Source organism: Halobaculum halobium (genome assembly GCF_030127145.1).
GTDB classification, from domain to species: domain Archaea; phylum Halobacteriota; class Halobacteria; order Halobacteriales; family Haloferacaceae; genus Halobaculum; species Halobaculum halobium.
This window is the reverse complement of sequence record NZ_CP126158.1, coordinates 947,068-960,221: the sequence shown is the minus strand read 5'-3', so window position 1 is coordinate 960,221 and position 13,154 is coordinate 947,068. Positions and strand designations below refer to the sequence as shown.

The window sequence follows — 13,154 nt, the reverse complement described above, 5'->3', positions numbered from 1 at the left end:
CGCTCACTCGAGCGGTCTGGTATCCGCGGGCGGACTGCGGGGGTCCGCGACTCGCTCGAACCCGGACGCGAGTTCGAACAACCGAGGTTCGGCGAACGCCCGACCGAGCAGTTCGACGCCGACCGGCAGCCCCCCGTCGGTGGTCCCGGCGGGCACGGCGATCGACGGCAGGCCGGTGTGCGCCGACAGCTCGCAGTTCAGTTCCTCGAACGGCTGGTGAGCCGGAATCTCGACCGGCGGGACGCGCGACGGGGGGTACAACAGCGCGTCGAGGTCGTGCTCGACCATCGTCGCGAGCGTCTCATCGCGCAACTCCTCGCGTCGGCGAAGCCGACGGAGGTAGTCCGGGTCGCCGTCGACCGCGGCGGGATCGACGTCGAGCGCGCCCGACTCCTCGATCCGCGCGGCGATCGATTCGGCGACCGCCCCCGTCTCGACCACCTCCGCGAGCGAGTCGTACGGGGTCGCGTCGCCGATCTCCTCGAGGTAGCGGGCGAAGTCGCGCGCCCATTCGTACGTCAGGACTCGCGCGCTCTCCAGCTTCCCGAGGTCGACGACCTCGACGGGATCGACGACCATCGCGCCCGCCGACTCGAACGCCGCGATCGCGTCGTCGACGATCGCGGTCACGGCCGCCGCGTCGGCCGTCCGGCTCTCCCGCCCGTCGTCCGGTTCCCCGCGGGTCCCGAAGAACTGCCGCACGACGCCGACCCGCGCTCCCGCGAGTCCGTCTGGGTCCAGGTGGGCGACGTAGCCGCCGTCGGGAACGGCGTCGGCGCCGCGAGCCGTGACCGGGTCGGCCGGGTCGTAGCCCGCCATCGCGTCCAGCATCCGTGCGGCGTCGCCGACGGTTCGGGTGATCGGACCGGCGGTGTCCTGCGTCAGGCTCAGCGGGACGATCCCGGTCCGGCTGACCAGCCCCCGCGTCGGACGGACGCCGACGCAGGCGTTGAACGCCGGCGGCGACCGAACCGACGAGCAGGTATCCGATCCGGTGCCGAGTGTCGCCAGGTTCGCGGCGACCGCGACCGCCGTGCCGCCGCTGGAGCCGGACGGCCTGTGCGAGCGGCTGTAGGCGTTGCGCGTCTCGCCGCCGAGCGAACTGATCGTGTCGACGCCGAACGACAGCTCTTGGAGGTTCGTCTTGCCGAGGATCACCGCCCCGGCGTCCCGGAGTCGCTCGACGACGAACGCATCGCGCGGGGGGCGGGAGTCGGCGAGCGCGGCACAGCCGGCTGTCGTCGCCATGTCGGCGGTGTCGTGGTTGTCCTTCACGAGCGTCGGCACGCCGTGGAGCGGGCCGACGGGTCCGTCCGCCTCGTACCGGCGGTCGAGGTCGCGAGCGCGCTCGCGGGCACTGGAATTCAGCGTCAGAACCGCGTTCAGGTCGTCGTCGTAGCGGTCGATCCGGTCGAGATAGCGCTCGACGAGCGCCTCGGCGGTCACCTCGCCCGCCTCCATCGCGGCGTGTACGTCGGCGACCGTCGCTTCGAGGAGATCGAACGAGTCCGGTGTCGCCGCTGTCATCGGCTGTCGGCGGGAGCAGGGGCAGTAATTATCGTGCACATGTCACACGTCAGCACGGGAACGCGCGCCCTGAATCTGTCGGCTGTCGCGCTCCGGAGGACGAAACGAGCCGCGCGTGACCGAGCGCGTCCGTCGCCGTCAGTCGCCGCCGAGGGCCGCGCCGCCCTCTGCGGGCGTGTTGAGTTCCACGTTGCCCGTGAGGTCCCGCTGCGGGAACGGGATCTCGATCCCCTCCTCGTCGAAGCGCTCCTTCACGCGCTTCACGTACTCCGCGCGGATCTTGACGAAGTCGGCGCGCGAGGGGTTGTCGATCCAGATGCGGCTCTTGAGCCCGACGTAGCTGTCGGCCAGTTCGGTGAGGCGGACCGACGGCGCCGGGTCCGCGAGGATCTCCGGGTGCCGCTCGGCCTCCTCGACGATGATCTCGGTCGCGTGGTCGATGTCGTCGCCGTAGCCGATGCCGAAGAGGAACTGCAGGCGGAGCGTCTCCTTCGCGACGGGGTTTTTGATCACGCCGTCGGTGAGCTGGGAGTTCGGCACCGTCAGCAGCTCGTTGTCGAAGGTTCGAACCCGCGACACCCGGAAGGAGATGTCCTCGACGATGCCGGAGTTGCCGTCCCACTCGATCCAGTCGCCGATGCGGAACGGCTTGTCGGTGAAGATGAAGATCCCGGCGACGAAGTTCTTGATCACGTCCTGCATCGCGAAGCCGATCGCGAGCGTCGCCGCGGCGGCGATCGTCGCGAGCGACTGGAGAAAGTCACCGTAGCCGGCCAGCCCGAACCCGACGGCGACGCCGGCGAAGACGACGACGAGGTTCGCGATCTTCCGCAGCGGTCGCTTGGCGTGCGTGTCGAGTCCGCGGGCGTCGAGCACCCGATCGAGCACCGGAACGACGAACGCCCGCCCGGCGACGTAGAACACCCCCAGCACGACGAGGAACGTGATCGCCGCGCCGAGCGGGTCCGCGAGCGTCGCCGGGACGCCGACGCTCGCGAGGAGGTCGGCGACGAGCGCCGACGCGTCCGACGAAGCCGACGCGTCGGGCGCCGGCGTGCCCGTCTGGAGGACCGCTCCGGCCCCCGAGACGCTCATTTGTGGAGCACCGCCGTGTGGCCGCGCGTCTCGACGAGGTCGGCAGACACCCGCTCGGCCAGGTCGGCGGCGAGCTCGTCGACGTCGGTTCCCGCCTGGGCCGAGCGGTGGAACTTCACCTTCACGAGGTCGCGCTCCTTCAGTTGGTCGTCGAGCTCGTCGACGACCGCCGAGACGCCCTTCTTGCCGACCCAGACGGTTACGTCGAGGTCGTGGGCCTGCTTGCGCAGATCCTGGTCAGTCATACGCCTCGCTACCCGTGGAAGCGGTTTGAAGGTTCCCGTTCGCGATGTAGCGTGCCTGCCTTCGGGTGTCACCCCCGCCGCGGATCAGTCTCGATACGGGTAGCGCTCGGTCGCGCCGCAGTCGCACCGGATCACGACGTGGCTTCCCTCCTGCAGTCTGACGCGAGCGTTGCGGCCCGGAATGAGGAACGCGTCGCACGCGTCGCAGGTGAACCGGTCGAACCGGCGAGGCAGCCCACAGCGGTGGCGCTCGGCGATCCGCCTGGCGAGCCTGACGGACTCGCGCGCCCGCTCGTCGTCGCCGGCGCGGGCCGACCGCTCGGCGAACTCGGCGAGTCGCTCGATCCGCTCTTCGGCGATCCGTGTGTCGTTCATCGGGGGCCGAGTACCCAACCGTCGGCGACGCCGGCGGATAGCGGTTTCGGGTACTCCCCCGCAGTCCGAGACCGGTCGGGGGCGACGCCGGTCGCCGCCTCGATTCCCGGATCAGTCGCCGGTCGCTGACTCGCCCGCCGGGTCCGTCGCGTCGCCTCGTGCGCCGTTCTCCCCGGGGGAGAGCGAGCGCTCCAGCCACAGCAGTGTCGCGACGACGAGCCCGCACACGACGACGAGCGCCGGCCACAACAGGCCGGACACCCCGTAATCGAAGAACAGGCCGCCGGCGAACGAACCGAGGCCGATCCCGAGGCGCTTGGCGACTTCGAGCATCGAGAGCTGGGTCCCGCGCTCGGCGGTCGTCCCGAGATCCGACATCAGCGCCGACGCGAGCGGGGAGTGCAAGACCTCCCCGACCGTCCGAACGAAGAGGTGAGCGGCGACGAGCGCGACACCCAGCAGGACCGCCGGTGCGGTGAGGCCGCCGCCGATGGGGACGCTGAGGAGGTCGGCGCCCCACGCCGCGAGCATCGCGACGGCCCAGCAACACGCCGAGACGACGAGCCCCCGCGTTCGTCGCCAGCCGCCGACAGCGTCGACCAGCGGAAGCTGCAGGAGAACGATCGTGAGCGGGTTCACGACGTACAGCGTGCCGAGCTGGGCGGCCGTGAGGCCCAGTCCCTCCTTGGCGACGATCGGGACCGTCGTCTGCATCTGCGCGTACATCACCGCGAAGCCGACGTTGATCCCCGCCAGCGCGAGCACTCGCGGCCTGGTCGCCGCCCGCCACCACGCCGCGAGCGCGCTCGGCTTCGACGACGCCGCGTGGGTTGCGTCGTCCGCGTCGCTGCCGCCGCTCGCGTCGCCGGCGACGCGGGGGACGAACAGGAGAATGACGAGCGCGACGACGGCGGATGTGGCGCCGTCGGCGACGAAGACGGCGACCGAGGCAACCGAGTAGAGGGCGCCACCGACCACGAAGCCGGCGCCGAAGCCGACGTTGTTCGCGACCTTCAGCAGGGCGTACCCGCGGTCGCGCTCGGCGGCGGCGGTCAGATCCGCGGTCATCGCGTGGCTCGCCGGCGTGTACAGCCCCCGAACGAACCCGGAGGCGACGCAAACGGCGACGAACGCGACGCCGAACGGGGAGATTCCGGTCGCGGCCGGGACTGCGGCCGGAACGGCGGCTGCGACCTCAGGAACGAACGCGAACGCCGCGAGCGCGAGCGCTGATAGCGCCATCGACGCGACCATCACGGGCTTGCGTCCCACCACGTCCGCGAGGAGCCCGCCGGCGGCCGTCCCTGCGGCGGTCGTCACGCTCTTGGCGCCCAGCCCGAGGCCGACGACCGACAGCGCGATACCGACTTCGAGGTGGAAGTGGACCGTCGCGAACGGGTAGACGAGGCCGCCGCCGAAGACGTTGATCAGCTGTCCCAGCGCGATGACGTAGACGGCGCGGTCGAACCCGCGGACGGCGTCGAGGGAGGGACGCTGCACGCCCCGCCGTTCGACCAGCCGACAAGTGAACCGTGCGGTTCCACACGGCGAGTATGGATGTCGCCTCTGCGTATTGATTCCGATATTATGGCTTCTCGGGGGCTCTGCGCGCCGTTTTCCGGATCGGGTCTGTCAAGTAACCAAAAGACTCTATACAATACAGTATAAGCATCCCACGAAGGAGGAACTCGGAATGGCCAAAGACACCGTACGGTATCCCGATAAGGTCGTCGACGAGATCGACGCGCTCGTCGAGGACGGGGTCTTCGAGAGCAAGTCCGAGTTCTATCGATTCTCCGCGGAGTACGTGCTCGCGCTCGTCAGCGACGACTGGGAGCCCGAGACGTTCAATTACGGCGAGATCCGAGACGAGCTCGACCTCCAAGAGGAGCCGGTGTTACTGGGTGCCGACGGGGGTCGCGACTTCCTCAACGCCGTGATCACGGTCCGCCAGCTGGGCCTGCGCAACGACTTCGCGGAGGCCGAGCAGTTCATCGACGAGAACTACGAGACGACCGACCGCTCGGGGATGGTCCTCGAGGAACTGCTTCGCGTCTACCGCGACCGCGCCGAGAGCGGTTCTTCCTCCAGCGCCTGAGGTTCTCGTCGCCGGCGACCGGTACCGTCTACACCCCTCCGACCACACGGCCCCATATGCGACTGGAACAGTTCTGGGGCGTCGGACCGAAGACCGCCGAGACGCTTCGCGAGTCGCTCGGCGAGACGGCCGCGATCGACGCCATCGAGTCGGCCGACGTGCGGGCGCTCGTCGACGCCGGGGTCTCCCGGGGGCGAGCGACCCGCGTGCTCCGCCGGGCCAACGGGGAGGCGGGCATGGACCTGTTCGGGACCCGCGACGCCCGCGAGGTGTACGACCAACTGCTCGATATCGCCGCGAGCTACGCCGTCACCGACCACGCCGCCGACCGCGTGCGCGTGCTCACGCCGCTCACGAGCGACGAGCGGCGCCGCGAGCGCCTCGACGACGTGCTTGAGGCCCGCGACGCGTGGGCCGACCTGCGTTCGGCCGACCGGGAGGCGGTGCTGGCCGCGTTCGCCGAGTACGACGAGGCGGGCGGCACCGACCGCGCGGCCGTCGAGTGCGCGTTGGCGCTGCGGACGGCCGGTCTCCGTGGCGGCACCTTCGCCGCCCTCGACGGCGTCGACGACGAGGGCCTGCGTGAGGCTGCGGACGCGCTTGCTGCGCTCACCGACGACGGGGTCCGCGAGGGCGCCGACGACCGACTCGACCGCCTGCGCGAGCGCGCCGCCGCCGCGCGCGACCTCGCGGACTCGGCGTTCGACGTGGTCGAGACCGTCCGCGAGCGCGGCGCGCACGACGCCGACGCGTTTCGCTCGGCCGTCGTGGAGTACGTCGCCGGCGAGACCGGCCTCACTCGCGGCCGGGTGGAGTCCGCCAGCCCCGACGGCGCAGTCGACTCGGCGGACTTCGTGGGCTCCACGCTCCGGACACTGGCCGACGAACTGGAGGCCGAGGCGGACGAGCGCGCCGCCGAGGTCCGCGCGGCGTTGGAAGCCGACGTCGCGGACGGCGGCGCCGACGTGGACGCCGTCGTCGACGCGGTCTCCGACATCGCCTTCCTCCTCTCGCTGGCTCGCTTCGCCGTCGCGCACGACCTCACGCGGCCGGCTCTCGACGGCGAGGGTCTCGCGGTGTCGAACGCGCGGAACCTGTTTCTCTCGGGCGACGTGCAGCCCGTCACCTACGCCGTCGGCGGTCACGACCTCCCGGTCGACGCATCGGCCGACAGGCTCCCGTCCGGTGACCGAGTCGCCGTGCTCACCGGCGCCAACTCCGGCGGGAAGACGACCCTGTTGGAGACCGTCTGCCAGGTGGTGATCCTCGCGTCGATGGGGCTTCCCGTCCCCGCCGATGCCGCCGAGGTCGGTCGCTTCGACACCGTCGTGTTCCACCGCCGGCACGCGTCGTTTAACGCGGGCGTGCTCGAGTCGACGCTGAAGTCGGTCGTTCCCCCGCTGGTGGGCGAGGGCCGGACGCTGATGCTCGTCGACGAGTTTGAGGCGATCACCGAGCCCGGCCGCGCGGCCGACTTGCTCAACGGACTCGTAGAACTCACGGTCGACCGCGGCGCACTCGGCGTGTTCGTCACCCACCTCGCGGACGACCTCTCGCCGCTCCCGGAGGCGGCTCGCGTCGACGGTATCTTCGCGGAGGGGCTCACCAACGATCTGGATCTGCTCGTCGACTACCAGCCCCGCTTCGGCGTCGTCGGCAAGTCCACGCCGGAGTTCATCGTCTCGCGGCTCGTCGCCAACGCGTCCGACCGCGCAGTCCGGCAGGGGTTCGAGGAACTCGCGTCTGCCGTCGGCGAGGAAGCCGTCCAGCGGACGCTCTCGGACGCGGAGTGGGCGCCGGGGGAGAAATAACTCCGCGGCGATCCGGCGCCGTCGAGCGGGCCCGCCGCGTCAGTCGGCCGATGCGACGGGGCGGTCGGTCGTCGTCGCGTCACCCGAACCGGCGGCGGCATCGCCGTCGCCGCCGGCGTACTCGGCCAACTGCGTCTCGCCGAATACGCCCCGGTGTTCGTAGACGACCCACGTGTACGGCACCTTCGACGCCACATCGAGGAACGTGAACAGCATCACGGTCCCGAGCGTCGACACCAGTCCGAAGCCGGCGCCGCTGGCGAGCCAGACGACCGGATAGACGAGCCAGATGACGCTGCTTTGGTTGCGCAGCCGGAGGAACAGCCGCTCGCGCTCCGGAGTCATCTCGCCGGCGCTTCGCGGGTACACCCGGAACAGCACGTACATGGTGGCCGCGAACGCGAGGCAGGCGCCCGCGAAGGCCGCCCACTTCACGGTCCCCTGTGTCGTCGTTGCGACCCACCCGCCCGCGATGAACAGGCCGTCGAAGACCGCGGCCGTCAGCATCCACCGTCGTTCCACGTCGACCACGTAACCGACGTACCACACCATCACTGCGGTCGTGACGAACCAGTCGAGGTATCGCGCGACCTCCGCCTCGACGCCGCCGACGGTGAGCCGTCCGAATCCGAGCGTCATCGCCGCGTACGCCACCACGGCGAACGCGGGAACGATCAGCAGGTACCGGAACTTCCCGGCGTCGTCGTCGAGCGCGTCGTCACCCAACAACCACCCGACGACCACGACGCCGACGAGCATGCTGACGGTCCCGCTCGCGAACACGAGCGTCTCGATCGTCGCCGCGTCGAGGCCGCCAATCATCGGCGGTCACCCCCGTCGGCCCGCTCGGCGGGACTTCCCGGGTCGCCGCCGTCACTCATCGCCGTCGTCGCCGATCCGGGTCTCCCGGACGAGGGCACGGCGTCGCTCTCCGCGGAGGTTCCGGCCCCGCCCGCCCGCGATTCGCGCACGTCGAACGCCGCGAGCACGTCGAGCAGGTCGTCCGAGCGCGCACGGAACGTCTCCGACTCCTCGACGACCGCGTCGACGGCGTTCGATTGCTCGCTTGCGGCCTCGTCCGCCTCGGCGGCGCGGTCGGCCGTCCGGTCGCTGTTCTCCGCGAGGTCGTCGATCGTCTCGGAGACGCCCGCCGCGGCCGAGGCCTGCTCGGCGGTCGCGTCGCTGATCTCGCGGACGCCCTGGTCGAGGTCGTCCACCGCCTCGGCGATGTCGTCGAGGCGGTCGACGGCCTCGGCGACGGTCGTCGACCCGTCGCTCACCTGTTCGCTGGTCGCGCGGATCGCCTCGACCGCGCGCTCGGTCTCGGTGCGCACCTCGTCGATCATCTCGGCGATCGCGTCTGCGCGGTCGCCGGTGTCCTCGGCGAGGCCCTTCACCTCCTCGGCGACGACCGCGAAGCCGTCGCCGGCGTTTCCGGCGTCGCTGCCGGCGCGCGCGGCCTCGATGCTCGCGTTGAGCGCGAGCATGTTCGTCTGCTCGGCGATGTCCCTGATGAGCTCGGCCGCCTCGGTGATCTCGGCGGTCGCCTCGTCGAGCGTCTCGATCCGGTCGACCGCCTCGCCCATCGTCTCGTCGACGTCGCCCATCGTCTCGATCGCGTCGCCCGCGGCCGAACGGGCCTCCGCAGAGGCGTCCGCCGCCTCGTCGGTCCGCTCGACGAGCGACTCGGTCGTCGCGGCGACCTCCTCGGCGGTCGCAGAGAGGTCGGCCGTCTCCTCTGCTCCCGTCCGGGCGGTCTCGCGCTGCTCGTCGGTCGCGGCGTCGATGTCGTCGGTCGCCGCGAGCACGTCGTCGGTCCGCTCGTCGATGCGCTCTGCGGCCGTGCGCACGTCGGCGGCGCCGTCGGCCACGTCGCCGGCGAAGGTGTCGACCCTCGCGAGCGCGGTTTCCAGTTCGTCGACGGCGTCGTTGAACGCGGTTCCGACCGTCTCCATCGCGTCGTGCTCGCGGTCGACGTCGATCCGCCGCCGGAGGTCGCCGTCGGCGACCGCACGCATCGTGTCGGCGTAGTCCTCGGCCGTCCGCTGGTAGTCGTCAGCCAGCGACTGGGCGCGCGCCTCCGCCGCCTCGGCCTCCGATCGCGCGGCGTCGGCCTCGTCGATCCGCGCCGCGAGCGACCGGCGCATTCGGTCGACCGAGCTGTACACCCGGCCGAGTTCGTCGACGCGCGAGGTTCGAACCTCGACGTCGAAGTCGCCGTCGGCGATCGCTTCGGTCTGCTCTTCGAGCGTCCGCATGGACACGACGGTGTTCGTCCCCAGATACGCCCCGAGCACTACCTGTCCGGCCGTCGCCATCAGTATCGTCCCGACGACGTTGCGCGTCACGAGCCCGTAGCCGACTACCGCACCCGTCGTGAGTGCGAAGCCGACCAAGAGCTTGGCCGCGAAACTCCGTCGAAGCAGTCGTACCATTCTATGCGGTCACTCGGCGTGGCGACATATCAAGGCAGTCCGCAAACTATCGAATTTGAATCTCTCGGCGCCGGCGTTCGAACGCGGACGGCGTGGCTACCCGAACGCGCCCAGACTCGACTGGAGGTCGCGATCGCTGTCTCCGGGATCGACGTCGTGGCCGACGAGGTCGCGCATGTCGACCGCGTACGTCGTCCCGGCGTTCTCCAGCACGAGGATCCGCCCTTTCGTGCCGACGACGGTTCCCGAAGCGAGCGTCTCGGCGACGGGACGCCCGCCCAGGTCGAGGCCGTACTCGAACTCGAACCGCTCCTCGTAGTCGACGCCGTCGAGCAGCGCCGTCCACGCGTCGTCGTCGACGGCGCGGGCGAGGCCGTCGACCTTCGCCGGCACGCGGACGCGGTCGGGGACGCCGTCGCCGGAACCACCCTCGAGCCCATCGGCGGCGATCCCCGCTTCGATATCGCGGGCGATTCGGCCGTTCTCGACGGTTCGCAGGTGGACCGCGCGGTCGGCGCCCTGCTCGCGGAGCCGAGTGTCGAGGCGCCACTCCCTCGTGACGCCCACCTTGAACGTGTCCGGGGCGAACGCGGCGACGTAGATCGCGTGGTCGTCGAAACAGTCCATCTCGTCCTTGAGGCACGTCCCGGTACAGCGCGCACACACCCACGTCGAGCGGTGGTCCTCGCAGTACGGCGCCGACTCGTTTCCGCAGGCGACGTGGCCGCCGTCGTGGACGGTCCCCGCGCAGCGGCGCTCGCCGAGCCGCCAGGACAGTTCCGTCCCGGAGTCTAGCGCCACCCGGTCGACATCGCCGGTCGCGGTTCCGGGTGGGGCGTTCGGATCCGGGGCGCCGTCGCTCACGAACAGCGCGCCCGCCGGCGTCTCGTACCCCACGATCTGCACGGCCGCAGGTAGTCACTGCCGGGGTAAAGCGGTGTTCCATCCGGCCGGCTTCGCGTCGACCGGCCGACCGCTCGTTTGTCGACGGCCGCCAAGTTCGTCGCCCGAGACGCCGGCGACGACGCGGCGATCTGGCGCTGGAGCGAGGGGCGCGTTCGCGATGGCGCTCGGGAGCGAGACGCTCGCGCCCTGAGAGTCGGTCGACTACGAGGCCGAGTGGGCGTCGCCGCCGTCGGCGAGTACGAGGGCACCGGGTCGCTGGCGGGGAGCGATACCGACGCGTCAGCGACGATAACGGCGGCCGCGTCGGCGGAGGAATAGCGGGGACCGTCGGTCCGGTCAGTCGTCGCCGGCGGGTCGACCCAGCGAGACGTCGCGGCGGGCGATGGTACGGATTCCGGTGGCGAACTCGGCGTAGCTCGTGTTGCGGTACTCGTTCATACCAGGTGAGACGCACCACTGCCGTAAATAGTTTTCCGCGACCGAGTAAATAGTTCTGCAGAGCGAAGCGCGGGCGGGTCGACCCGCTCAGCGAAGCTCCGCGAGCAGGTCCCGCGTCGCCGCGCGGACGGCGTCGTCGCTGGAGGCGGGAGGTTCCCAGCCGAGGGCGGCGAGTTTCTCCACAGACAGGCGCATCTTGGGCACGTCGCCGGTCCAGCCGCGGTCGCCGCCGGTGTAGGTGTACTCGGGATCCAGCCCCATCTCCTCGGCGACGATGTCGGCGATGCGGTTGACGGAGGTCGTCGTCCGCGACCCGAGGTTGTACGTGTTGAGGTCGCGCTCGCCGTGTTCGACGACGTGGCACATCGCGTCGACGCAGTCGGTGACGTGGAGGTACGACTTCTCCTGGCGGCCGTCGCCGAGGATCTCCAACTCGTCGGGGTCGGCCTGGAGCTTCTGGATGAAGTCGGGGACGACGTTGCCGCGCTGGTACGGCCCGACGATGTTGGCGAAGCGGTACACCCACGCGGTGAAGCCGTAGCTCTTCGCGTACGTCGAGATGAGCGCCTCGTCGGCGAGCTTCGAGGAGCCGTAGATACTGATCGGCTCGAGGGGGGCGTAGTCCTCCGGCGTCGGCCGCGGCGCCTCGCCGTAGACGGTCGATGAGGAGGTGAACGCGAGGTTGGAGACCCCGGCGTCTTCCATCGCCTGGAGGACGTTGTACGTCATCTCGGTGTTCTCCTCGAACAGCCGTCGGTCGTCGTCGAAGTTCGTGTCGGTGTACGCCGCGAGGTGGAACACCACGTCGAGGTCGGCCGTCACCGCATCGCGCGACTGGGCCTCGTCGGTGAGATCCGCCTCGATCACGTCGACGCCGTCGGGGATCCGGTCGCGCTCGCCCTTCGAGAAATCGTCGGCGACGCGCGCGTCGACGCCGTACTCGGACTGGAGGTGTCCCGCGAGGTGCGAGCCGATCAGGCCGCCGCCGCCGGTGACGAGCGCGGCGGTTCCGGTCAAGTCCATGACGTTCCGGGGGCGAGCGCGCAGAAAAGGTCTTGCGGTCGTCGCATGCCGGTCGCGGATCCGCGGTCGGCCGCCCGGTCAGGGCTCGTCGCCCGCGGAGGGGGCCAGCGGCTCGTCGATCCCGAGCAGTTCCGCGCTCGCCTCCCACAGTCGGTGCTGTGCGCGCGGGTCCTGTGCTTCCGTCGAGGGCTTCTTCTCGCGACAGTCGGCGAAGTACCGCCCGGTCGCGTCCGCGACCTCGTCGGCGACGGCGAGGTACACCGCCGTGGCCGCGCCCTCCGCGGGCGTCGTCGCGAACGGGAGCCGACCGAGCGCGCTCGCCGCACCAGACAGCGGCGCGGGGAGATGCCGGAAGAAGCCCGATCCGGGGATCGCACCGGGGTGGAAGCTGTTCGACGTGACCCCGCGGTCGTCGCGCTCGCGAAGCCGACTGCCCAACTCGGCGGCGAACTGCGCGTTCGCCAGCTTCGAGCGCTGGTACGCGCGCCACGAGGAGAACTCGTCCACCGATCGGACTGCGTCGAGGTCGATCTGGTCGCCCCGGTGGGCCTCCGAGGAGGTCGTGATCACGCGGGCGTCGTCCGCCAGGTCGCCGAGTAGTTCGGCGGTGAGCTGGTACGGCGCGAGGTGGTTCACCTGGAAGGTGTACTCGACGCCGAGGTCGGTGAGCCGCGCCTCGCGGAAGTACCCGCCCGCGTTGTTGAAAAGCAGGTCGAGTCCCTCGTCGCCGGTAGTGCGCCGGGTTGCATCGGCCAGCGCGCTCACTCCCTCTGGGTCCGCGAAGTCGGCGGCGACGAACTCCGCGGTTCCCTCGTTGACACCGGCGTCGATCTCGTCGACCACCTCGGCCCCGTCGTCCTCGTCGCGACCGTGGACGATCACGTGCGCGCCGAGGCGCCCCAGTGCGCGGGCCGTCTCTCGTCCGATCCCGCTGGTCGACCCGGTCACAAGCGCGGTCTCGCCGACCAGCCGTTCGTCGCCGACGCCGGCGATGTCCTCGGGGTAATTTCGCATGGGCGATCGATGGGGTCCAGGCGGGAAAGCACCTCTGGCGGCTCGCTCACACGCTCGCCGTCCAGGAGACCCGCGGTCTCGTGACCCCGACAATCGACGCCGATCGTCGGACGCGGTGGATCGAGGCCCCCGTTTCACTCGCGTCTCGCGTGTGAAGCGAACTGCCCTTACCCGGCCGCGCCGATGT

General features: G+C 70.6%; 13 protein-coding genes. 3 read left to right on the top strand and 10 right to left on the bottom strand.

The window, feature by feature from the left end:
• Nucleotides 1-3 precede the first annotated feature (3 nt).
• The 5 genes from P0Y41_RS05100 to P0Y41_RS05080 all read right to left on the bottom strand — a co-directional run bounded on the left by P0Y41_RS05100 (nt 4) and on the right by P0Y41_RS05080 (nt 4,742).
• Nucleotides 4-1,527 carry an amidase gene (locus P0Y41_RS05100; RefSeq protein WP_284062890.1) on the bottom strand — a complete coding sequence of 508 codons (1,524 nt, stop codon included), beginning with the start codon at nt 1,525-1,527 and terminating at the stop codon, nt 4-6.
• A 138-nt stretch (nt 1,528-1,665) separates the two neighbouring features.
• The gene (locus P0Y41_RS05095) at nt 1,666-2,622 is read right to left on the bottom strand and encodes a mechanosensitive ion channel family protein (protein WP_284062889.1); all 957 of its coding nucleotides are present in this window, start codon (nt 2,620-2,622) and stop codon (nt 1,666-1,668) included.
• Nucleotides 2,619-2,867, bottom strand: a complete 249-nt coding sequence (locus P0Y41_RS05090; RefSeq protein ID WP_284062888.1) for a YhbY family RNA-binding protein — start codon at nt 2,865-2,867, stop codon at nt 2,619-2,621. The genes P0Y41_RS05095 and P0Y41_RS05090 overlap by 4 nt, the downstream gene beginning before the upstream one ends.
• 84 nt (nt 2,868-2,951) lie before the next feature.
• Nucleotides 2,952-3,242 (bottom strand): ribonuclease P protein component 4, encoded by a 291-nt coding sequence (locus P0Y41_RS05085; protein ID WP_284062887.1) that lies wholly within the window; start codon nt 3,240-3,242, stop codon nt 2,952-2,954.
• A 111-nt stretch (nt 3,243-3,353) separates the two neighbouring features.
• Nucleotides 3,354-4,742 carry an MFS transporter gene (locus tag P0Y41_RS05080; protein WP_284062886.1) on the bottom strand — a complete coding sequence of 463 codons (1,389 nt, stop codon included), beginning with the start codon at nt 4,740-4,742 and terminating at the stop codon, nt 3,354-3,356.
• A 193-nt stretch (nt 4,743-4,935) separates the two neighbouring features.
• Between P0Y41_RS05080 and P0Y41_RS05075 the strand changes: the two genes are divergently transcribed.
• Nucleotides 4,936-5,340: a ribbon-helix-helix domain-containing protein gene (locus P0Y41_RS05075; protein ID WP_284062885.1), complete on the top strand. Its 405-nt coding sequence runs from the start codon at nt 4,936-4,938 to the stop codon at nt 5,338-5,340.
• Nucleotides 5,341-5,396: 56 nt separating this feature from the next.
• Nucleotides 5,397-7,151 (top strand): MutS-related protein, encoded by a 1,755-nt coding sequence (locus P0Y41_RS05070; RefSeq protein ID WP_284062884.1) that lies wholly within the window; start codon nt 5,397-5,399, stop codon nt 7,149-7,151.
• Nucleotides 7,152-7,190: 39 nt separating this feature from the next.
• Here P0Y41_RS05070 and P0Y41_RS05065 read toward each other — a convergent pair whose 3' ends face one another.
• The 3 genes from P0Y41_RS05065 to P0Y41_RS05055 form a co-directional block, all read right to left on the bottom strand.
• Nucleotides 7,191-7,973, bottom strand: coding sequence for a bacteriorhodopsin (locus P0Y41_RS05065; RefSeq protein ID WP_284062883.1), 783 nt, complete (start codon nt 7,971-7,973; stop codon nt 7,191-7,193).
• Entirely contained in the window at nt 7,970-9,586 is a 1,617-nt protein-coding gene (locus tag P0Y41_RS05060) for a methyl-accepting chemotaxis protein (RefSeq protein WP_284062882.1), read from the bottom strand. Before P0Y41_RS05060 ends, P0Y41_RS05065 begins: the two co-directional genes overlap by 4 nt.
• 96 nt (nt 9,587-9,682) lie before the next feature.
• Nucleotides 9,683-10,492 carry a DUF2797 domain-containing protein gene (locus P0Y41_RS05055; protein ID WP_284062881.1) on the bottom strand — a complete coding sequence of 270 codons (810 nt, stop codon included), beginning with the start codon at nt 10,490-10,492 and terminating at the stop codon, nt 9,683-9,685.
• Between the two features lie 75 nt (nt 10,493-10,567).
• On the opposite strand from P0Y41_RS05055, the gene P0Y41_RS05050 reads away from it, so the two are divergent.
• Nucleotides 10,568-10,810, top strand: coding sequence for a hypothetical protein (locus P0Y41_RS05050; protein WP_284062880.1), 243 nt, complete (start codon nt 10,568-10,570; stop codon nt 10,808-10,810).
• A gap of 207 nt (nt 10,811-11,017) precedes the next feature.
• Here P0Y41_RS05050 and P0Y41_RS05045 read toward each other — a convergent pair whose 3' ends face one another.
• Together P0Y41_RS05045 and P0Y41_RS05040 are read right to left on the bottom strand one after the other, a co-directional pair.
• Complete coding sequence (locus tag P0Y41_RS05045) at nt 11,018-11,953, bottom strand: NAD-dependent epimerase/dehydratase family protein (RefSeq protein WP_284062879.1); 936 nt, start codon at nt 11,951-11,953, stop codon at nt 11,018-11,020.
• A gap of 78 nt (nt 11,954-12,031) precedes the next feature.
• Nucleotides 12,032-12,967, bottom strand: a complete 936-nt coding sequence (locus P0Y41_RS05040; protein ID WP_284062878.1) for an SDR family NAD(P)-dependent oxidoreductase — start codon at nt 12,965-12,967, stop codon at nt 12,032-12,034.
• Between the last annotated feature and the right edge of the window lie 187 nt (nt 12,968-13,154).